This is a genomic window from Pseudomonas sp. Marseille-QA0892, assembly GCF_054950135.1.
Window position 1 is genome coordinate 1,520,804 of the sequence record NZ_CM143104.1, and the last position, 21,262, is coordinate 1,542,065.

16 protein-coding genes are annotated in these 21,262 nt (G+C 59.3%); 1 reads left to right on the plus strand and 15 read right to left on the minus strand.

Annotated elements, in window-relative coordinates:
- The 15 genes from tssM to ACY8D3_RS07085 form a co-directional block, all read right to left on the minus strand.
- The gene (gene tssM, locus ACY8D3_RS07015; protein WP_462382840.1) at nt 1–3,519 is read right to left on the minus strand and encodes a type VI secretion system membrane subunit TssM; all 3,519 of its coding nucleotides are present in this window, start codon (nt 3,517–3,519) and stop codon (nt 1–3) included.
- Nucleotides 3,516–4,391 (minus strand): type IVB secretion system protein IcmH/DotU, encoded by an 876-nt coding sequence (gene icmH, locus ACY8D3_RS07020; protein WP_462382842.1) that lies wholly within the window; start codon nt 4,389–4,391, stop codon nt 3,516–3,518. The genes tssM and icmH overlap by 4 nt, the downstream gene beginning before the upstream one ends.
- 2 nt (nt 4,392–4,393) lie before the next feature.
- A complete protein-coding gene (gene tssK, locus ACY8D3_RS07025) occupies nt 4,394–5,725 on the minus strand; it encodes a type VI secretion system baseplate subunit TssK (RefSeq protein ID WP_462382844.1) in 1,332 nt (443 codons plus the stop codon).
- Between the two features lie 3 nt (nt 5,726–5,728).
- Entirely contained in the window at nt 5,729–6,202 is a 474-nt protein-coding gene (tssJ, locus tag ACY8D3_RS07030) for a type VI secretion system lipoprotein TssJ (protein ID WP_462382846.1), read from the minus strand.
- A 5-nt stretch (nt 6,203–6,207) separates the two neighbouring features.
- Nucleotides 6,208–7,383: a type VI secretion system-associated FHA domain protein TagH gene (gene tagH / locus ACY8D3_RS07035; RefSeq protein WP_462382848.1), complete on the minus strand. Its 1,176-nt coding sequence runs from the start codon at nt 7,381–7,383 to the stop codon at nt 6,208–6,210.
- A gap of 16 nt (nt 7,384–7,399) precedes the next feature.
- The gene (locus tag ACY8D3_RS07040; protein ID WP_462382850.1) at nt 7,400–7,531 is read right to left on the minus strand and encodes a type VI secretion protein; all 132 of its coding nucleotides are present in this window, start codon (nt 7,529–7,531) and stop codon (nt 7,400–7,402) included.
- 151 nt (nt 7,532–7,682) lie between these two features.
- Nucleotides 7,683–9,188, minus strand: coding sequence for a sigma-54 interaction domain-containing protein (locus ACY8D3_RS07045; RefSeq protein ID WP_462384278.1), 1,506 nt, complete (start codon nt 9,186–9,188; stop codon nt 7,683–7,685).
- A 10-nt stretch (nt 9,189–9,198) separates the two neighbouring features.
- On the minus strand, nt 9,199–11,763 hold the full coding sequence (gene tssH, locus ACY8D3_RS07050) for a type VI secretion system ATPase TssH (protein WP_462382852.1): 2,565 nt from the start codon (nt 11,761–11,763) through the stop codon (nt 9,199–9,201).
- Nucleotides 11,760–12,782 (minus strand): type VI secretion system baseplate subunit TssG, encoded by a 1,023-nt coding sequence (gene tssG, locus ACY8D3_RS07055; protein ID WP_462382854.1) that lies wholly within the window; start codon nt 12,780–12,782, stop codon nt 11,760–11,762. Before tssG ends, tssH begins: the two co-directional genes overlap by 4 nt.
- Nucleotides 12,746–14,536 carry a type VI secretion system baseplate subunit TssF gene (gene tssF, locus ACY8D3_RS07060; protein WP_462382856.1) on the minus strand — a complete coding sequence of 597 codons (1,791 nt, stop codon included), beginning with the start codon at nt 14,534–14,536 and terminating at the stop codon, nt 12,746–12,748. The genes tssG and tssF overlap by 37 nt, the downstream gene beginning before the upstream one ends.
- 84 nt (nt 14,537–14,620) lie before the next feature.
- Nucleotides 14,621–15,031: a type VI secretion system baseplate subunit TssE gene (tssE, locus tag ACY8D3_RS07065; RefSeq protein WP_462382858.1), complete on the minus strand. Its 411-nt coding sequence runs from the start codon at nt 15,029–15,031 to the stop codon at nt 14,621–14,623.
- Between the two features lie 69 nt (nt 15,032–15,100).
- Nucleotides 15,101–16,576 (minus strand): type VI secretion system contractile sheath large subunit, encoded by a 1,476-nt coding sequence (gene tssC, locus ACY8D3_RS07070; RefSeq protein WP_462382860.1) that lies wholly within the window; start codon nt 16,574–16,576, stop codon nt 15,101–15,103.
- 24 nt (nt 16,577–16,600) lie between these two features.
- Nucleotides 16,601–17,107 carry a type VI secretion system contractile sheath small subunit gene (gene tssB, locus ACY8D3_RS07075; RefSeq protein WP_462382862.1) on the minus strand — a complete coding sequence of 169 codons (507 nt, stop codon included), beginning with the start codon at nt 17,105–17,107 and terminating at the stop codon, nt 16,601–16,603.
- 31 nt (nt 17,108–17,138) lie between these two features.
- Nucleotides 17,139–18,716, minus strand: a complete 1,578-nt coding sequence (gene tssA, locus ACY8D3_RS07080; protein WP_462382864.1) for a type VI secretion system protein TssA — start codon at nt 18,714–18,716, stop codon at nt 17,139–17,141.
- Between the two features lie 564 nt (nt 18,717–19,280).
- A complete protein-coding gene (locus ACY8D3_RS07085; RefSeq protein ID WP_462382866.1) occupies nt 19,281–20,270 on the minus strand; it encodes an asparaginase in 990 nt (329 codons plus the stop codon).
- Nucleotides 20,271–20,448: 178 nt separating this feature from the next.
- On the opposite strand from ACY8D3_RS07085, the gene ACY8D3_RS07090 reads away from it, so the two are divergent.
- Nucleotides 20,449–21,261, plus strand: a complete 813-nt coding sequence (locus ACY8D3_RS07090; RefSeq protein ID WP_462382868.1) for a helix-turn-helix domain-containing protein — start codon at nt 20,449–20,451, stop codon at nt 21,259–21,261.
- Nucleotide 21,262 lies beyond the last annotated feature (1 nt).

The window sequence follows — 21,262 nt, forward strand, 5'->3', positions numbered from 1 at the left end:
TCACAAGGTTGCCGGCAGGTCGAAATTGCGCAGGGTCGCGATGTCGAATGGATTCGGCGCACGCTGGCTGTGAAGGAGGTAGTTGGCATGCAAACCGCCGAGGTTGGCTTTGAGCATCAGCACATCTCGTCCACTGTGGTAATCGACCTTCAGGAGGTCAATGACGCGGAAGAGCGACCACGGCCCACTGTTCTTTTCAATGCCGACCTTTTCGCCATTCAGTGCTTCCACGACCAGACTCGCGCGCCCCTCGTCAGCGACCGCTGGCCAACGGAATGCCGTCTGCACGATAGGGCCATGACGGTATTCCATGGTGCTGCCTCCGAAGCGGAAATCAGCGCGGCCCACGTTAGAGTCCAGAGAGTAGGGCTCGAGCTTGAAAGCGATGGTGGGCTCATTGGGATTCTCCGCGAAGAAACCGGCGCGGATGGATTGCACTCGGCTCAGCTGGCGAAGGAAGTCCCGTGACAGCGGAAGGCCGCGACCGTCTACACGACGAAGCTGATACTGGCCGGATGCGTTGCTGACAAAAGGCTGCAAATAGGTATCGATGAAGCTCTGCGCGAGACCTTGCGCCTTGAAAAACTCCCTGAAGTCTGCGACCGCGACATCGCTCTCGCTATGCGCACTGAACGGATAGCGCTGTTTCAGTGAGCTTTTGTAGGTCGCATACAGCTCGTTTTGGTAGCGCTGATTCAGATAACCGTGGGCCTCGTTAAGCACAACCGACCAGCTGTCGTCGCCAAGGAGCGACAGCCATCCGCTCACGGGTTGCGGTAGGCGTGGTACGGCCTGGCGAACCTGATCGAACGCATCGCGCTGTCCCTTCATCCGGCCCTTGGCCATCTCGAACGCGGCCTGGTCTGGCATCCCCGCGTGTGCAAGGCTCGCCATCTGTACCTGTAGCGCATTGAGGCCCTGCATGACATTCGAGAGGTCCACTGCTGGCCCGCCCTCGTCATCGAGCAGGCGATGCAATGCCTGGAACCGCTGCTCCAGCGCACGCCGCGAACCCTGTTGGCCGCCTGCTGCTAGGGCCTGCTGTGCGGAGTCGGCTATCGCTCCCGCGACCTTGCCGGCTTTGCCACCGACAAGCGAGGAACCCTGGGAAATAGCGGCATCTGCTGCCGCGGCGTCCGGAGCACCAGGGAGGCGTGTATTCTCGCGGATTTCAGCCAGCAGACGAATCAGCGGCGAATTAGCCGAGGTCAGCCCGCTGAGTTGCATGGCTCCCTGTTGAGCGTCGCCAACAGGTTGTAATGCAAGCCCGGCAATCGCCTCTCCCCATTGGTCCGCATAATCCTGAAAGTACAGACGCTCTACATCTGCCAGCAGCCGGCCCAGGTCCTTGGGGCTGAGGGCATCGCTTTCACCCAGCACCCAATTATCCTGCAGGATGTCTCGCACCAGGCTGAGTCCCTGGGTTGCGAACATGCTCTGATAACCATGAAGCGTATAGAAGCCAGGGATCGCATGGTCGGCCGACGTGAAGAGCGCGGCCTGAGCGCCCATACGCTGATCAAGCCGATAATCAGGAAGGTGACGTGCGCGATCACGAATCATTCGGTAGACGACATTGGCCATCGATTCACCCCGCAGGCCGTCCCGTGCCTGCGCAACGAGCGCATCGTTCAAGGTGTAGGGGGCGAAGTCATGCGATAGCAAGCGGTCGAGGTGCGAAGACAGCCCGTGTTGCAGGACGGCATTACCGGCGTAATGGGTGGACCACGTAGTAGCCATCCAGTCCTTGAGAAATGCGTCGTCGCGCCGATCGGCAAGCTTCAACATCAAATAGGCGCGGAGATTATTTAAAAGGCGCTCACGATCACGGCGACTTGCTTGAATCTCGGACTCCAACTGGCCGGCGATAAGCGGCAGTAGAAACTTCTCGAGATCCTGACGGTACGCAAGCTGAACCACAGGATCGACTTCAGTGCCTTGATACAAGCCCGTGTGTGACCATCGGCTGGCCCGTTCTGGCGCATATACCTGAGATGCCGCATAACCGCTATCAAGTACATTGAGCGTCGTTACACCGTCCGCTTGCGCACGTAGCTCAAGATGCTGCTGGGCCTTCGTTTGGGCGATATCCTTGAGGTTTTCCAGACGCTGGTGGTTGGTCGAGAAACTGTTCGCCCATACGAAGCCACCTGCCACTACTGTTGCCAAGGCTCCGCCGTAGACACAGCGGCGCTTCCAGTCCAGCCGGTGTTGCACGGTGGCGTCTACGCTGGCGAGGTCCGCTTCGGCGAAGATTACCCGGTTCAACAGGTCGTGGATGAATCGGGCGCGACCACGGCGAATCACCGGGAGCCCATGCCCGGGCAGCCCGATCATTCGATCGATGTTTGAGGTGACTGCTGGGTTGCGGTCTTCCAGATCAGGCGCGCTAGTCAGGTAGTAGCCTCGCAGCTGCGCGCCACGCTGATAGCGGTTGCCCGCGAAAGCGAGCTCGACGAATAGGGCAAGCGGCTCACCGATCCGGGCGAGCTGGCCAGGGAAGTCGAGCACACGACCGCGTCTTTGCGTATCGCGCTCGCTATGCATGCGACCAATGACTTGTGCGTTCAGGCGTTGCAATAAGGTTTCGAACGTGTGCCTGATGACACGGGAATCCGTTCCGTTCTGTGCTTCGGTGAACGTGGTGCCGAGGACCTGAGCGGCTTCTTCCTGAGACAGCTGATCGAAGAACTCGTCGAAGCCAACCAGCAGGTCACCTTTGCTCAGTACGAGATAGACCGGTACCTCGATTCCCAGTTTCTGATGTATGTCCTGCAAGCGCTGGCGCACTTGTCTCGCCAGCGTTTCGAGTGCGAATTCATTGCCAGAGAGGAGGCTGTCGATTGAAAGGGTGACCAGTACGCCATTCAACGCACGCCCGCGCCGCTTCTTCAGAAGTGTTAGCAGCCAACGCCAGGCGCTGCCATCGACCTTCGGATCGGATTGCGTCAGATAGCGGCCGGCTGTATCGAGCAGAACAGCGTTATTGGTGAAGTACCAGTCGGCATAGCGCGTTCCGAAGGTGTCGCGCGTCAAACGGTGTTCTTCTCCCTGGCTCAGCGGCATCTCCAGGCCGGACAGGTCGAGGAGATGGGTTTTCCCGCTCTGCTCAGGTCCGATAACCAGGTACCAGGGAAGGTCTTCGCGTGACTTCTTGTTGCGTTTGTTGTGATTGCCCGACTTCCGAGTGGTCCTCAACGCATCCTGAAAGCGCTCCTGTAGTACGAACCGTTCCTCATCCATGATCGCCGTGCGCTGTACATCTTCGGTATCGCTGGTGGACTCCGGTTCGATAGTGGATGTGTTGTTACCGTTGAGGACTGCATACAGGCCCCAGGCAAGCAGTAAGACGCAGGCGGTCAGTAGTCGCGCAGTCTCGCTCTGCCATGGACGGTATTCGTCGATCGAGAGCAGAGGGCCAACAAACCAGATGAAAAGGGAAAGCAAAAGGACAATGCACAGGCTCCAGACCCAGCGCCTGCGAAAGAAATGACTTACCCGTTGGGCGCGTGTTTTCATTGTGGTTCTTCCATGAAGTCCGAAGCCGCAGCCGGTGCATCGGCCCTATAGGGTTCCAGTACAGCGTGACGGTAGTCGGCAAGCATCCAGGCAAAGCCGGCGTACATCGCTGTCAGTGAAATGAGAGTGAATGCCATGACCAACCACCAGGGTGCGGTCGGCGTAGCGCGTCGCTTGTTGTCCGGCAGCCCTTTCCAGTTGGGCGATAGTTCCTGTGGTACATCGCCCCTCAACTGCCTTATCTGGCGATAGAGGTTGTCACGGATCGTCTCCAGCTCCAGCAGTCCGCGCGGCATGACGCGGTAACGTCCTTCGAACCCTAGCGACAGGCAGACATACATCAGCTCCAGCATGTCCAGATGCTTGGCCGGGTTTTGCGATAGTCGCTCCAGTAGCTGAAAGAACTTCTCTCCACCGAAGGTTTCGTTATGAAAGGTTGCCAGCAGGCTCATGCCTGACCACTCGCTTTCGTTACCCCAGGCCGTAGTGACAACGGCTTCGTCAGTGGCAGTGCAGAGCACATACCGTGCGGCCATTACCTGCGTCTGCTCCAGTCCGAGGTTGAGCGCCCGGTACTCGAATTGCCTGACTTCCTCAGCGAGTCGATGTTGAACGCTGTCCAGATCCTCTGGTTCGTAGTGGGTCTTGAGCACAACGATCTCGGACAGTAGGCCTTGTGCAGCGCCAATGAGCGGGTTGACCCCATGCGTCACGCTTTCGGCATGGGAGACCCGGGCTGCGTGCACCATGCGTTCTTCCAGTTGCTCGAAGCGGGGCGCTGGCGTGTCCGTCAGCCGTTGGCTGCGGCCCGAGCTTCGACTCAATACGACCGTCCTGTCGCCTGCACCGAATTCCATTTCTCTGGTTGCCATGGTCAGTTCCTGATCGCCCAGAATTTCAATTCAAGCTCGGCGAAGTCGCCGGACACGTGGAAAGCAAAACCGCCTGACGTGCTGAGCTGGGAGATATCCTCGGATGAAAGCTCGAGCACGAAATAGGTTTTGTCCGAATGGAACGGGATCTGCCGTGGTGCGACTGCCATCGGTTTTAGCTTGATTCCCGGCAGATGCAGATTGACCAACTGACGTATCCGCTCGACCGGTCCGATTTTCAGATGGCTCGGCAAACGTGTGCGGAGCGTCTCTGAATCGCACTGCGCACTCGCAGCGATCACGAAGGACGACGTCTCGAGCAGTTTGTGATCAGGTAGCGGCGAGACGAGTATTCCGTATTGCCGCTTCTGCAAGTCCAGTTCAATCGCATGCTGCTCGAGCACCATCGAGAGGTGCTGGCGCAGGTTTTCCATCACCTGACCAAAGCTTTGGCCCTGGTCGTTATGGCGGTATTGCCAATCGACACGGGGTCGTTTGGCCTCGTTCGCATAGGTGGCGAGTTCCCCCGCGAGGCTGATCAATTCGCGATAAAGCGCTTCGGGGTGGACCAGCTCGATGTTCGCAAGATGCCGTAGCACGGGTTCGAGCCGATTGATCATTTGCAGCAGAAGGAAATCACCTATTTCTGCACCCGCAACCTTGCCGGTCGCCCTGATGCGCTCGGCCAGAATGTCACCGCGATGGCCTAGCATGCTAATGACTTCCTTGAGACAGGCGCGCAGATACGTCGAGCTGTGGATGTTCAGGAACGTGGGCACATAGGCCGGGTCGATTTCGACGACACCGTCGGCGCTCGTCTCGAGAATCCGGCAGGCGGCCAGCTTCACGTAGGCTTCGTCCGCAGGTTGGTCACCCAGCAGAAGCCGGAATGACAGACGCCCGCAGGTGACTTGGCTTGAGGCTGTTTCGCCGGCGTTGGAGTCCGCAACGAGCGTGTCGAACGCGCAGTAGCGGGCCAATACGTCCAGCTGTTCTGCACGACGACTTTCGACGTGGTTTCCGGTCACCAGCGCAAGGGCCAGGTAAGCCGTGGTATCTCGCGAGTTGGGTGGCACGTCCAAGGCAATGACATCGTGGTCCGTACCGATTTCGAATAGCGTACCGTCCGGCATCACTCCGCTTCCGCGACTTAGTACGAGCTTGCCCATGCTGAGAAACTGCCGGTCGATCTCCAGATCGAAGAAGCCCCAGCTGTGGGCTGAGAGTTGGCGGGTACGGGACTTGAGTTGTTGATCGAAGTAGCGATCGTTCTGCTGAAAGTGCTGCGGGCGAAGCAGCATTCCTTCCTGCCAGATAACCTTATGGTGCGACATGAATCACTTCCCGACCGTTTCGTTCTGGTTCTGAATTCCGTGCTCGGTCAGTGACAGGGCTACCTCGTTACGACGTTGCACGTTCAGGGGCACGACATAGCGCCACTGTGACTCCGGCAGGTTGCGATAGGCGGCCAATACGCCTACGTAGCGACTGCCCTCCTGAACGAAGAGTTTGATGTTGCGCTGCTCGCCCGGTCTCAACTCGATTTCCTCGAGCGCCACCAGATCCGGGGAAAGTGCTTCACGGGGGCGCTGATAGAGGGTGAAGAAGTCCAGCGTTTCGAAGCCCACTGCGTGCTTTAGCTCGACCAGCCGAATGACGATAGGAGAAGGCCGTCCATTTAGATCCGGGTTCAAGCGCTCGCTGCCTTCGAGCATCAGATCGAGTTTCGTCAGGTTCGACGATGGCGAGAGGGCAGAACAGCCCGTCACGCTCAATGCAAAAGCGAGGGTCAGGAGAAGAGATCTGTACATGAACATCATCCTTGAATGTCGATCGTCATGGTGGAAACGAGGCGGAGCTGATCGTCGTAGGCCTGGGCGAAATCACGGACACTTGTGGATTCGACCGGGGTGTCCGCTCCGCTGTGGTTCATGTACCAACGGCGATAGGCACGCCAGCGATGCCCATCGGTCCTGAATCGAGATTTACGTTGATCCGCCTCGAACAGACTCTCGAGTCGATCGGGCGCAAACGACTCAAACGTAGACTTGCCCGCCGCGCGTACCGCTGCGGCCAGTGCTACCTGGTGCGCCTGCAGACCGCGGAATGCATTGGCAATGGTGCGGCGAGCCGTGACACCGTTTGCATCGTGCCGATCAAACAGCGCCGCCATGACGTCCTCCATGGCGGCCTGTCCTTCCAGCGGATTGACCCGGTAAGGCTTATCGGTAGAAGCAAGCTGGAGTTCGGCCTTGAGTTCGTCGCGGTTGCGTACGGACTGCTGCAACTGGGCGATGGTGTAGCGGAGGAGGGTCGCCGATTCGATGGCAATCGTTGTGATAGCCTCGTCGTCGAGCTTTTCCAGATCGACGCCCAAGGCGGCAGAAAGGCCGGCTCGAAGGGGCGGGATGGGACTCATGCCGACTGGACGTGACGGAGGCGCAGTGGACAGCGCGGGCTCGACGAGTTCGGGTACGATCATGTGCTCGTCGTGGATCGGTGCGTGGTCACGCTCGGTCCGATGGTCCTTGGGCAGGTCCAGCATCCCAAGGTAGGGATCCGTTTGCGATGATGCAGGATCGAGATCTGCCATTGGATCAAGTCCGAGGAATGCATCATCCGGAATCATTCCGCCGCCGGGCATTACGGTTTCATTGGTACGTGATTCAGTGGCCTGCTCGAAGGATGCGCGGATGTCGGTACGGCCGAGGCAGAAGATATCGCCTTGGCGAATTCGATAGCGCTCGTATTTCTTGAGGCCAAGGCCTTCCTGCTTGAGTTCGACACCATTGCTGCTGACGTCGGTGAGGAAGAAAGCACCGTCTTCGAAGGTGATTTCTGCGTGACGTCCCGAGATCAGCCGTTGATTGTCAGGCAATGTCCAGTCCGCCTCTGCCGACCGGCCTATCACACCGCCTCGCTGCCCAAAGCGTTTATGGCCCGCTCCGCCGGACACGCCAATGCCGCCGACAATTTCAAATATCAGATCCATGATATGGGTGCCCTTGTCAGCCGTTACGTCTATCGGCTTGTGGATCGCCCAAGGGGCGATAATCGCTGTCGCTGAACCGGTAGTTGCCAGTACAGGATGCCACTGCGAAAGCGGCGAGCAGGGCGAGGGCGCAGTAGCGCAAATGCATGCGGAGTTCCTCCGTGAAAACGCATTGGGATCGGCGGCCGTCCTGGCCGGGCGCTATTAAAGTTCATCCCGGCGTAAGGCGGGATTGAACTGGTTCACGGCTGCGCCGGGTGAACCCGGAAATGAGACCTGTGTAGGATTGGTTTACGGAGTCACACGGCTTTACTGGTGATATGCAGCACCTTCATGCGGTACAGCAACGTTCTTCTAGGCAGCCCCAATTCGCGAGCAACCTGACTTTGGTTGCCATTGTTTCGGCGAAGGCAGTCAAGCAGGAGATTGCGTTCCACCTGATCCATTCGCTCGCGGAAATTCATCGTCGGCACGGCACCCAGGTGTTCTGGCTGCAGTGCAAAATGTTCGGGAAGCAGCTCGCCCCCCTCGCATAACAGAACCGAGCGTTCGACGAGCCCTTTGAGCTCGCGAACGTTTCCGGGAAATCGATAAGCGAGGAGCGCATCAAGGGCTTCGTCGGACCAGCGACAGCGTGGTCTCTGCAACGCATCACAGGCATTCGCAGCAAAGTGGCGTGCCAGTGACAGGATGTCATTGCCGCGGTCCCTCAAGGCGGGTATCTGCACCGGGAAGTGGGCGAGGCGGTAGTACAGGTCTTCGCGGAATCGGCCGTCCTGCACAAGACGCCGAAGGTCATGGTGGGTGGCCGTGACGATACGCACATCCACCTTTCGGGTTTCGCCACTGCCCAATGGACGAATTTCGCCCTCCTGAAGAACACGTAGCAGCTTGGCCTGCAGCGTCAGCGGCATGTCGCCGATTTCGTCCAGAAAGAGGGTGCCTTCATGCGCAAGGTCGAACAGGCCCTTGCGGTCTCTGTCGGCGCCCGTGAAGGCACCTTTGACATAGCCAAACAGTTCGCTCTCCAGCAGATGCTCGGGCAACGCCGCGCAATTCTGTACGACGAAGGGCATCGCGCGTCGTGACCCTCGGTCGTGTATGGCGCGCGCCACCAGCTCCTTGCCGGTGCCGGTTTCTCCGGTGATAAGCACCGTGACAGGAATGTGCAGAACCTTGGCAATGAGGCGGTGAAGGTCTTTCATGCCAGCACTTTCGCCAATGAGGCCGAGGGCGGCGCTACCAGATCCCCTGCTTGGAACCGGCTTTGCTGGCTCGACCGGGGCGCTGTTCTGTTGCAAAAGTCGCATTCGTTCCAGCGCGGCGCTACCGAGCCGAGCGAGCGACCCTGCGTATGGTTCGAGGTCGCGGCCATGTCGGGACGCGCTAATCAGAAGCCCTTTGATACGAGTGCCCGCATCCACGAGCGGGAGGCACTGCAGTGAACGCCAATGCCCGCCTGGTAGGAAGCCGGTGTCGTGCAGGCTGCCATCCAGGTTGCCAATGCTTAGGGCCTCGTTCTGGCAAAGGCAGTATTGCAGCAGTTGGCTACCGTCGTAGTCGCTGGGCCACGTCCGGCAGTCCGCTTCTGATGGGACGCCGTCGAGCCACTGCGCTGAAAGCGTTAGGCATGTGGCTGTCTCGTCGAGGAGGTAGAGTTGTGCCAACTCGCATCGGGTCAGGTCGGCAGTGGCCGCGACGAGGCCTTCCACCAGAGAGCGGCTAGCGGGCAGGTGCGATAGTGCGTAGAAGTGACCGATCAACGCATCCGCATAGTTCAACGGCTGCGGAATTTCCTTGGACAGCAGTTGCAATTCAGGCGAACTCACAGACGATGGCTCCATCCGCGCTCACGGTCGCATGCGCATGCTTCAGTGCGGGGCCGCCCGCCATGGCCTGCAGTAACTTGTCGACCACTGGCGATTGGATTGCGCGCTCGATCAGCCGATCGATGATGCGCGCACCGCTTTCGGTCTGGCTGCAGCGCTCGGCCAGCGTGGCGACAAGACGGTCACTGTAATCGAACGCAACCTTGCGCGGGGCGAGCCGCTGACCAAAGCGATCAAGCTTGAGGCGTACAAGGTCTTCAAGGACATCCTGCTCGATCGGGTAGTAAGGGACGATCTCCATTCGCGCTAGCAGGGCAGGTTTGAAATGTTGACTGAGCGTGGGTCTTATCGCCTGCTCGAGGTCGCTTGCGGCTGGCCGTACGCCGGATGCGCAGAGTGCGCTGATCTGCTCACTGGCGAGGTTGGACGTCATCAGAATGAGTGTGTTTCGGAAATCGATCTCGCGGCCATCACTGTCGTTGGCGATGCCCTTGTCGAAGATCTGGTAGAAGACGTTCATCACGTCTGGGTCAGCTTTCTCCACCTCATCCAGCAGCACGACGGAGTAGGGCTTTTGCCTGACGGCTTCGGTCAGCATTCCGCCTTCGCCGTATCCGACATATCCGGGAGGCGCGCCGAGCAGGCGGGACACGGTGTGTCGCTCCTGAAACTCGGACATATTGATCACCGTAAGAAAGCGGTCTCCGCCATACAGCAGATCCGCAAGCGCAAGGGCCGTCTCGGTCTTCCCTACACCGCTAGGGCCAACCAGCAGGAACACGCCTACGGGGGCATCAGGTCGATTCAGGCCTGCGGCAGCCGCGCGCATGGATCGATCCAGCGCGGTCACGGCCTGGTTCTGGCCACGCACACGCGCACGTAGATCATCCGCGAATCGCTCCACACGGTTGTCATGCTCGGCGGCAAGGTGTGCGAGCGGAACTCCCGTCCACTGGCTGATGACTTCGGCTACGAGGCGTGGGCAGACTTCATAGCTCACCAGCCTGTTCACCTGTTGCAAGGTCGACAACTCCGCGCGGAGCGCTTCGATCGTCGTCTCGCCGTTGTCGTCCAGCGCGGCGCCCGACGCCAGGGCTGGAGTGCCAGCGCGCATCGCGACGATCCGTGCAGCCATCGCGCGCTGTGCTTCCCAGTCAGCGGTCAAGGCTTCATTTTCGAGGCGAAGGCCTTCAAGGCTATCGAGGGCTGCGCCGAGCGCTTCGCCGTCAACCGCGACCCCACTGTCCCGGTCACGGGTTACAGCTTCAACCTGAGCCGAGCGTCGCTGGATCTCGCTGCGAAGCATTTCGATGCAGGCGGGTACGGTATTCAATCCGATTCGAACCCGGGCGCACGCTGTATCGAGCACGTCTACTGCCTTGTCCGGCAACTGCCGGCCTGCCAGATAGCGAGCTGACAGTTCGGCGGCCGCAATGACTGCGTCATCGCGCAGGTAGACGGCGTGCTCACGCGCGTATATGGGTGCCAGCCCGCGCAAGATCGAGATTGCATCCGATACGGTAGGCTGCTTGAGGGACACAGGCTGGAAGCGACGGGCCAACGCGGGGTCTTTCTCGAAGTACTTCTTGTACTCGGCCCAGGTCGTGGCAGCGATGGTGCGCAATTCGCCGCGCGCCAGCGCTGGCTTGAGGAGATTGGCGGCGTCGCCGCTGCCGGCCTGGCCACCAGCGCCAATCAAGGTGTGCGCTTCATCGATGAAGAGAATGGTCGGCTTCGCCGTTGATTTAGTCTCGTCAATCACCCCCTGAAGGCGTCGCTCGAACTCGCCTTTCACACCGGCGCCGGCTTGCAGCAATCCGAGATCCAGCGTTCTGATATCGACGTTTGCAAGCACCTGGGGTACTTCGCCATTGACGACTTTCAAGGTCAGGCCTTCGACGATGGCGCTCTTGCCAACGCCCGCTTCGCCTACCACGATGGGGTTGTTCTTGCGTCGCCGAGCGAGGATATCGACCATTTGGCGAATCTCATCGTCACGGCAGAGAACCGGATCGATCTTCCCGTCGCGGGCCTTCTGGGTGAGGTCATGCGTGAAGCGCTCCAGGTACGATCCTTGGGGGCTGACCGTAGCGGGCGCCTCGCGACTCGCGGCGACAAAACCGTTCAGGCGCGCTTCGTCGATTTTCGTTATGAGCGGCAAATAGCGGCTACCGGCATAGCGCATAGGATTGCGAAGCATTGCGAGAATCAGCGAGCCGTCATCGATCGCACTCTGTTGCCACTCCAGTTGCGCTACCAGCAGTGCGTCCTGCAGCCACTGGATCAATTCGGTAGAGAATACCGGGCTGTCGGTCTCTGGCGTGCGAGTCCGGGGCGCCAGGGCTGCGGCAACGGCGTCGGGCTCGACATCAGCATCGGCAAGGGCACGTCGTAGCAAACCGTCTTCTCGATCGAGCAGTGCGAAGAGAAAATCTTCGACGGACACCTTGGCTCCGCCGCGCGCTACACAGCGCTCGGCTGCGTACTCGAGGTCCTTTTTGCTGGGCGCATCCAGCGCCCTGATCAATTGCTGCAGGTCGATGTTGATCATGGAGTTCCATCCGTGGTTGTCTGGCTGGATAAGGTGACGATCCCGTCAGCCCGTGCCGTTCCGAGCCAGCTGGTCCACCCAAGCCGGCACGGGTTGTTCTGACCGATGCGAAGCTCGCGAAGCGCATCAGGTTTCAATTGAAGTCGAATGTCGTAGTCCAGTGGGTCGCGTAGCGTGAAGCGTACAAGCGCGCAAAGCGGGCGATAGCCCGGGCCGATGGGTAGGAATTCGTGGAACCGCTCCCAGTCGAGCGCTTTGATGTGTATTCGAAACTTCCCACTTCGGTCATGGACCTGGGCGCCCAACACCGTATCGAGGCCAAGCCGACTCTGTGCTCGACCTAGGGAATTGAGTTGCCCGGTGTCGATCTGCACCTGACGTTCCACGCATTGTTCGATATTGAGCTGTTCGTGCTTGAAGTAGTACCTGAGCACTGCTTCGATCAGTGCCGCCGAATGCGCCCGCAGGCTAAGCAGGCCCAGATAGGGCAGCAGCCTGTTCCAGTTCAGTTCCGCGCTTGCCCGGATTGACGCGCCACCCATGCCGATAAGCGCGAACAGGTGCTCCGAGAATGTGTCGGTCGCACCGGCGCGGAAGCGGGCGTAGTAGCGGTACTTGCTCCAGATTGGAAGCAGCATGCGCTGCAGGCGATTGTTGAACAGATCGAGGAAGTCTCGAGTGGTCTGGTTGCTCGCCAGATCGCCCAGTGCCTGATCACCATAAAAAGCTGGGATAGGTGAGCCGGCTCCGAACAATCCAACAAGATTGATGCGCAGACGCGCTCGCAGGGCGCCTTCGTGCTCGAAGAACTCCAATTGGTCGATGTCGCTTCCGGGAAAGCCCAGGCTCGGGTTCGCCTGATAGTCGAGAAGCTCGTGCAGCGCGTCATCATCGAGGCCCGGGTGCGCGAGCCGCAAACGGTCCAGTACCTGCTGGATGCCCTGGAAGAGGCTATAGGTCCGAATGCTGCGACTCAGTTGAGTCAGAGCAGAGGCTGCTGGCCCATACGCGGCGTCCATGCGTATACCTCTCCCTGAGTGCTGTTCACCTGAAGCTCGTGATACGAGTTCAGGCTGGCGTAGAGTGCAAAAAATTCATTGAGCACTGATGCGAACAGGTACAGGTCAGCCTCGCCGAGGTAACTGTCCGGATTCATGGTCAATGTCGTCCGAATACCGCGAATGGGCAGGCCACGGTACAAACGATCCGCCTGTTGATGATTGATCGCTTCGAGGCCGTCGAGCAGTCGCTTGCTGACGCGCTCGGCATGCGGGTCGTAGTAGCGGGGCAGGTCATAGGTTTCCAGAATGACCTTCAGCGCCTCCACGTTCGCGAGCGAAAGGTAGTTGAGTGACATGTTGCTGACCAGCTTCCACAGATAGTCGTTATGCAGAGGCGGCGCGTAGCTCGCCGTAGGGGTAGTGATGTTGCGGAAGCTCAGAAACTCGGGCGTACCTTCGACCGGTACACAAATGTCGCCTAAACGAAGGCGTCTCGGGAGGTTCTGGTTTGTGCAGGTCAGTTCAATGGACAATGTCTCGTGTCCGCTACCGGCCGACGCGCCGAAGCAAAGGTAGGTTTCAAGCCCATCTCCGGTCACGGCGGCTTGCTGGCGGACGCTATAGTGTGGTGCTGCGTTCGAACCTTCGAAATTGTGATCATGCTCGAACGATTCGAATGGAACGTAACGCTCATACCCCTTGCCACCTGGGCGCCAGCCGGTGACCCCGTCGACGGAAAACACGCCACATTTGGGCGCCTCCCATTCGGCGGGACGCACCAGGTAGCGATCCTGCCGACCATCCAGGCGGATAGGTACCGCGTCATGGGCGAAGAGATTTGCCACAGGAGTGCAATAAAGGCGCACGTTCTCGAGCGAAGGTCGGATGCGCTGGCTACCGACCTTGGCCAGGTCGAAACGGAGCTCGATGCCGCGTGCGCGGGCGAGTACGTCGGAGGGTTGCTGCTGAAGGATGGACAGCCCGTTCAGATCGACGAACAGGTATTTTTCCTGAAAGACGAAGTATTCCTGCAGGAAGCGATAACCACGAAACGTGTTCAGTGGGTAGGGCACCAAGGCGTCCTGCTCAGTGAAGCCCGCCGCTACCAGAGCATCGAGGGGCAGGGCGGTAGGACTTAATGGAGCACCGTACGCGTCTTCGAGTGGCTTACCGCGCTCATCGAGAAGCACAACCACGAGCGCACGCGCCTGTGCCAGCATTGCGTAGTACAGCCATTGGGCTATGTAGCGCTCACCCGCCAGGTGAAAACGCAAGCTGGAGAGCGCGAGTTCGCCGATATGGCCCTGCGTTGTCATTTTCGTGCGGATCGCCAGCCGCGCCCCATCCCCTTGCTGCGCAAAGTCGACGGCCGTCAGCGCCAGCGGGTGCACATCGATTGCCGAGGTCGTGCGGAATTGGCAGGACACCCCATCGACCGGGCGCGACTCCACGGGTGTGTCGCGCGGGATGTGCACGGCTTTGCCCGGGCGTGACAAGGGGTCGAACTGGAGCATGCTGAACGCAGGTAGCGGCCGCATGTAATTTGGCCACAGCAGGTGCATCAGCGAGTGCGTCAGCTCGGGTATTCCGTCATCCAGCTTTTGCCGGAGCCGTCCCGTAAGGAACGCGAAGCCTTCCAGTAGCCGCTCGACATCGGGGTCCCGACCGCTCTGACCCAAGAAAGGGGCCAGTGCCGGATTGCGTTCGGCGAAACGCGTTCCAAGCTGCCTTAACGCCGAGAGTTCGCTTTGGTAGTAATGATTGAACGACATGCCCGTCCCTGAATGACTGTCCAGCGATGACATCCAGTCATCGGCGCTTTCGTGATTGTGCGTCCGCTACAACGCAGTGATCGATCAGGCCTGTTCGACGCTGACTTTGCCGCTACCGCCAAGATGAGCATTGAATGCCACCTTGCGCTTGAGTTCGCCGACATCGAGCACACCATCGATGCCGAATCTGAGCGTCAGCGGATCGTTGCCACGCGGCAAGGCGAATACTCTGACGCCACTGAGGCGTGGCTCGTAGGCTTCAATAAACCGTTCAATCGCACTTCGAGCCTGCTGGAGTGCGTCATGCAGCGACAGCCGCATGTCATTGAGATCGGGCAACCCATAGTCCGGGAGCGTCTGGACACTCCCGGCCCGGGTGCTAAGCATTTTCGAGAGATGGGCAGCGACGGATGCCATCGCGGACGTCTCGGCATCTAGCGTCATGCGGTCTGCCGTGTCGCCTCCCAGCCGTTCGAACAAGCTGCCATAGGCCATTTCAGCGCATCTCCCCAAAGTGCACTGAGGCAACCGAAAACCTTCCCATGGCAGCTGCATTCATCTCTCTTATTCCTTGTCCAGTTTGCCGACGAGAGACAGCGTGAAATCGGCGCCCATGTATTTGAAATGAGGACGGACGTTCAGGCTCACGCGATACCAGCCCGGCTCACCCTCGACGTCGTTGACCATGATCTGTGCGGCGCGCAGCGGCCTGCGACTACGCACTTCGGCGCTCGGGTTTTCCTGGTCGGCAACGAATTGGCGAATCCATTTGTTGAGCTCCAGTTCCAGGTCGGTGCGCTCCTTCCATGCGCCAATCTGCTCTCGCTGCAGCACCTTCAGGTAGTGCGCGAGGCGGTTGACAATAAAAAGGTAAGGCAACTGGGTGCCCAGCTTGTAGTTCAGCTCGGCGAGCTTGCCTTCTTCGCTGTTGCCGAATGACTTTGGCTTTTGCACCGAGTTGGCAGAGAAGAACGCGGCGTTGTCACTGCCCTTGCGCATTGTCAGCGCGATAAAACCTTCGTCGGCCAGTTCGTACTCGCGGCGATCGGAAACGAGAACTTCGGTTGGGATCTTGGTTTCGATCTCGCCCATGCTTTCGAAATGGTGAAGCGGCAGATCTTCCACGGCGCCACCGCTCTGCGGGCCGATGATATTCGGGCACCAACGGAACTTGGCGAAGCTATCCGTCAGGCGACTAGCGAAGGTGTAGGCCGTGTTGCCCCACAGGTAATGCTCGTGGCTGTTGGCAACGTTCTCCTTGTATACGAACGTCTTCACGGGATTGTCTTCCGGGTCGTACGGATTACGGAGCAGGAAGCGAGGCACCGTCAGGCCAACATAGCGGGAGTCTTCCTGTTCACGGAAGCTCTGCCATTTGGCGAACTGTGGGCCATCGAAATGATCCTTCAGATCCTTCAGATCCGGTAGACCCGTGAAGCTTTCCAGGCCGAAGAAGCGGGGGCCGGCCGCTGCGATGAAGGGCGCGTGGGACATGCTCGCAACATTCGAAACGTACTGGAGTGTCTTGACGTCAGGGGCACTTGGGTCGAAGAAGTAGTTGGCAATCAATGCACCCACCGGCTGGCCACCGAACTGCCCGTATTCGGCCGTGTAGATGTGTTTGTACAACCCCGATTGGGTGATTTCCGCGCTGTCCTCGAAGTCATCGAGTAGATCTTGCTTGGAGGCGTTGATGATTTCGAGCTTGATGTTCTCGCGGAAGTCGGTGCGATCCACGAGCAGCTTGAGCCCGCGCCAGGACGATTCAAGCGCCTGGAATTCCGCATGGTGCAGAATCTCGTCCATCTGCAGGCTCAGTTTGGCGTCGATCTCAGCGATCATGCGGTCGACCAGGGCCTTTTTGACGGGCTCGTTCGCATTCTGCGGTTTCAGCAGCTCTTCGATAAAGGCGGATACGCCACGCTTGGCGATTCCATAGGCTTCGTCCTGCGGTGTCAGGCGCGTCTCGGCAATGATGCGATCGAGAATGCCCGCGCTTTCTACACGGGAGGCGTTGGCTACTGCAGCTTGAGTACTCATCGGGTCTTCATCCTTGTCGTGTGATCAGGCGTCCTGCGGGGCAGGCTCGCTCATGCCGAGTTCTTCCAGAACCCGCTCGCGGGAGGCATCGTCCGCGAGTACCTTTTCAATGGCTTGACGAAATGCTGGGGCGTTGCCGAGAGGGCCCTTCAGCGCAACGAGTGCATCACGCAGATCCATCAGTTTCTTAAGCTCGGGGACTTGGTCGACGAGTTGCGCAGGATTGAAGTCCTTCATGGAGTTGATCTTGACGTCGACCGTCAACTCGTCGTGCTCCGGCTCGTCCTGAAGTCGGTTCGGCACATTCAGGCACAGCGACAGTTCCTGTTTGGCCAGCACCTCGTCAAAGGTGTTACGGTCGATGCTGATTGGCTTGCGGTCTTCGATCTTGCGGTTGTCGGCGCGCTGGGTGAAGTCGCCCAATACCATCAGTTTCAGCGGCAGCTCGACCTCTTCCTGAGCACCACCAGAGGTCGGTTTGAATGTGACGTTGACACGTTCCTTGGGTGCGACGGAGCCATCTTTGGCCATGAATCATCTCCTTGTTGAGGGCCCGGTGGGCCTAGTCGAGTACCACTTCGAGATCGAGGTGGCACAGTCGTCGATAGGTAGCGTCCCGCGCTTCCTTGTTGGCGGGGTTCTGCGGCATAAGCTCGAGGCAGTTGTGCAGCAGCTGAATCAGCTCCAACGAGAGTTGCGGCTCCCATTCCGATATGCCGTTGCCATGTATCCAGAGATCGAGCGTCTCGAGTTGATGTCTGGCCAGGTCGTACTTCTTCGCGGACAGGCAAAGGCGTGCGAGGGCCAGCCTCCAGTGAAACTTCTCGCGGCCGCCGTTGGCTTTCGCCAGTCCAAGCTTCAGGCGTCGAACGCCCGACTTGAGGCCTTCCTTGCGTAGCGCAGCCTGGGCTTCGGCCAGGGTGGTTTCCCAGGCGGGCGCCGAAAGCGGATCGTGCGGCAAGGGATTGTCGGAAGGCGCCGTTGACTGCTCGCGAGCGTCCACGCCGTGGCGCGTGACCTGGCTATCGAGCCACTGCCGTGTTTCCGCACTGGCGAAGGCGGTACCGTCGTGGAAGCGAAGCGCTTCCAGTCCCGCTATGCGTCGAAGAAATGATGCAAGCTGTACTTCCAGATCATGCATGGCGTTAGTGGCTCCGAGCGCTTCGAGGCACTGCCAAGCCAGATAATGCCCATCGAGCCAGAAGGGCGCGCGGGCGAGGCTGGTCTCAAGTTCGACCAGCAGCTCAGCGAACATTCCCTGTTCTAAACGCTCCTGGTAACTACGAATCTTGTCAGCAGGCAGACCCCGTAGCGATGTGATTTGCTCGGCGTTATGGTCTGGGAGCCCATCAATGGAGAGCCAGGCGAGCACACGTGAGAGCTGAAGTGGCCGACTATCCGACGCGCGCTGCTTCAACCAGTAGGCGCATAGCGTCCGCCCTTGCTCCTGGATGGCGCGCAAGGCCTTGTGGGCATCCTTGTCATTCGCAACTAGGGTTGGTGCTGTCGATACCGGCACGGGCGTCGTCGACGGTGCCGCGCGACTGTCCGATTGTTCTTCTTGAGCGTCTGGAGCAGGCTCGGCCTGTTGAATACGTTCGAGGATTCGCCTGCGAATCGGTTTCAAAAAGGGCGCATCGTCGCCAAGGGCCACGCTCAGGGAACGTTCGAGCGTCTCTAACTGGTCGGCGATGCCTTCAACGATTGGGCGCAACTTACTCTCGAACGGCTCAGCTTCAGCGACTGATTCCAGGCGCGCCATGAGCCAGCTCAATGCTGCCAATCGCGTTCGAGGCCTTGCTGGGTGGAGCGTATCCCAATGCTCTGTAGTGAGCCTGGCCAGAACAGCAAGCCCTGCATGAAGCCCGGCCAGATGATGTTGTTCGTAAAGTCCCCACGCCAGCCACGCCGCAACACGGAGATCCTTGCTTTGGGACCGGAGCACACCTTCGGCTATCTCGCAGACCAGCCCCCAGTCAGTGGCGCCAGCGCCATGCATTGAGTGGGCCTTGCCTACTTCAGATTCGAGTCTTTCGTATTCATCGGAATAGCGGACATCCTCACCAGCGAAGTTATCTTCACTGACGCCTGATCCGGCTAGACCCGAATAATGCACGGATAATGTGCTCGAATAGGTCATTCCATGACTCACATGTATAGAGTCGACGTCCTGTCGGCTCTGCCTGAAGCGGGTCTTACGCTGTATTGCGCAAGATGTGGCACGGCTGCGCAACTTCTTGCGCGGCGTGTTTAGAGAGGAGAATGCTAACGACGCGATGAAAGCGCAACAACTCTAATAATGTGATTAGTTCTGCAATATTGGTATCGTTGTTTGATACGTAGTGAACTTTTTATATGTCCAGTAGCTAGGCTTATTTATATAAAGAGATGTGCTGCAGTACGCATGAGCGACGGTAGAATTAAGGACTAACGTGAACCCGTCAAAGACTGGTATTGACGGCTTTCACATTACTACCATAGCTATGCCACGCGGCAGTTCGCGGGCTGACTATCGATCGCGCGGCCTTACCCAGTAGCGATATCGCCGGGTTGAAGGCAGGTTGGGGCAGGGTCGCTACGTCGGCTCACTCTGCGTTTAGCTTGGGGTGGCCGAGTCCAGGCCCGCCTGTGCAGGCGTCGGATCTCGCTGATCTAGTTGATCGGGTCCCTGCCTGGAGTGTCGGCGAGTGCCGTTGGACAGCGCTTAGCGCTCGTAAAGCTCGCCGCAGAGATCGGATGCGAAGGCTTGCTCAATGGTCGGCTGGTCGAGCCCGAGGCCGGTCAGGAAAAATAGCTTCCCGAGTGCGGCCTCTCGCGTCATGCCGCCGCCCGAGACGAGGCCCGTGTCGCGGAGGCGACTGCCCGCTTCGTATGTCTCGAAGGCGATGTGGCCATACGGGCATTGACTGATCGCCGCGAGTACCACACCCCGGCGATGGGCATCGGCCAGCACGTTCATCAATGACTGATCATCCGACGGCCCGGTACCGCTGCCGTAGCATTCGAGAAGAAGGCCAGCCGGATTCGTTGCCAGAAGCGCTTCGGCCTGAATCGCGTTCAAACCAGGGAACAAGGGCAGTATGGCGATGGCTGCCGGCTGGGGGCGCCGCGTGTAATCAAGTGTCGTCTGGCCCGGTACGCCGTTAGCGGCGGGGCGCTTACGTGGCAATACATGAAACGCATCGTGTTCGTCGCTCTGCAGCTTCGTCACGCGAGCGCCGTGCATGAGCCTACCGTTGAAGAAGACGTGTACCCCCGGGGTGGCGTTGTTGGCAAGGGCTGTCATGGCGCCGAACAAGTTTGGCCAGGCGTCGCTGTTCGGTACGCCCGCCGGTAGCATCGACCCAGTCAATACCACGGGAATCGGCAGGCCAAGCAGGAGAAAGCTCAGGGCGCCAGCGCTGTACGCGAGCGTGTCGGTACCGTGAAGGATGAGCGCACCGTCGCACTCGCCCTTGGTGTACGCAGCGACAATTGCGTCTCGCATCAGAAGCCAGTTCTGTTGCGTCATGTTGGCGCTGTCCAGCGGCGGCTCCAGTGATTCGAATGTCCACTCCGGAGTCTCTGCCGAACGACCGGCCTGCTCCTGTCGGAGGCGGGCCTCGAAGCCGCCTGCGGGCACAAGTCCGGTCTGGCCCATCTGCATACCGATGGTCCCGCCGGTGTAAAGCACCAGCACGCGTTTCACGGTCATCTTCACTTAATTCCCTTCAGACATCGTCTTGTTTTCCATAGCGTATCGAGCCACCGGAGCCGCGCCCAGTAGCGCAGTGCGTCCAAGTTGGCGCGACCGTTTATAAAGTTAAGTCGCCAGGGCAAAAGGGCGACGCGAGTTGATGCTATAGTCGCGCCCGTCGTGAAGGGGAGCGGTCATGTCCAACCATTTGGGTGAAAATCTCAAGCTGCTGTGCAGCCACTATCGATCGATTGCGGAGGTATGCCGGAAGCTCTCGATCAATCGTGCGCAGTTCAACAAGTACCTGAGCGGGCAGAGTCAGCCGACCGCCTACAACCTCAAGCGAATCGGGGACTTCTTTGGCGTCGAGGGCTACGAGCTGGGTCTGCCACCCGAGCAGTTTTCACGCCTTATCGGGGCGCGCGTCGACCAGTCGCCGGTCGCGCCGGCCAAGGATCCGATCAGCACCCTGTTCGAGCCGCTGGCTGACCAAGCAGGGAATCTTTCCAGGTATTGCGGTTACTACTTCGAATACTCCAACTGCATGTCCGTGCCCGGCAGCATCCTGCTTTCATTGGTGCAGATGCGAGAAGAGGACGGGCATTTCCTTTTCGAACGTCAGGAGCGCCAGGAGCGGGCTTCGAATGGTCAGGCCGACGATTGGGTGCGCTGCCGGTATCTCGGTGCGGCCTACTACCTGCAAGACCGTCTCTTCCTGATCGATTACGAGTCGCTGACGCTGAATGAGATGAGCCAGACGATCCTCATTCCAAGCTTCAAGAGTCGGATCACGCGGCTTAACGGTCTGAAGATGGGCGTATCGAGTGGAGATCGCCGGACGCCCGCCTGCACACGGGTCGTGTGGGAATACCTTGGGCCGGAGATCAATCGGGTCAACGCGTATCGCCAGGTCATGTTGTATCGCCCTGATGACGCGCGTATCGACGAAGACATCCGGCAGCGCCTTGGCGGAGCACGTGTCCGCCATGGGCTGCTGGAGGTAGAGTAGA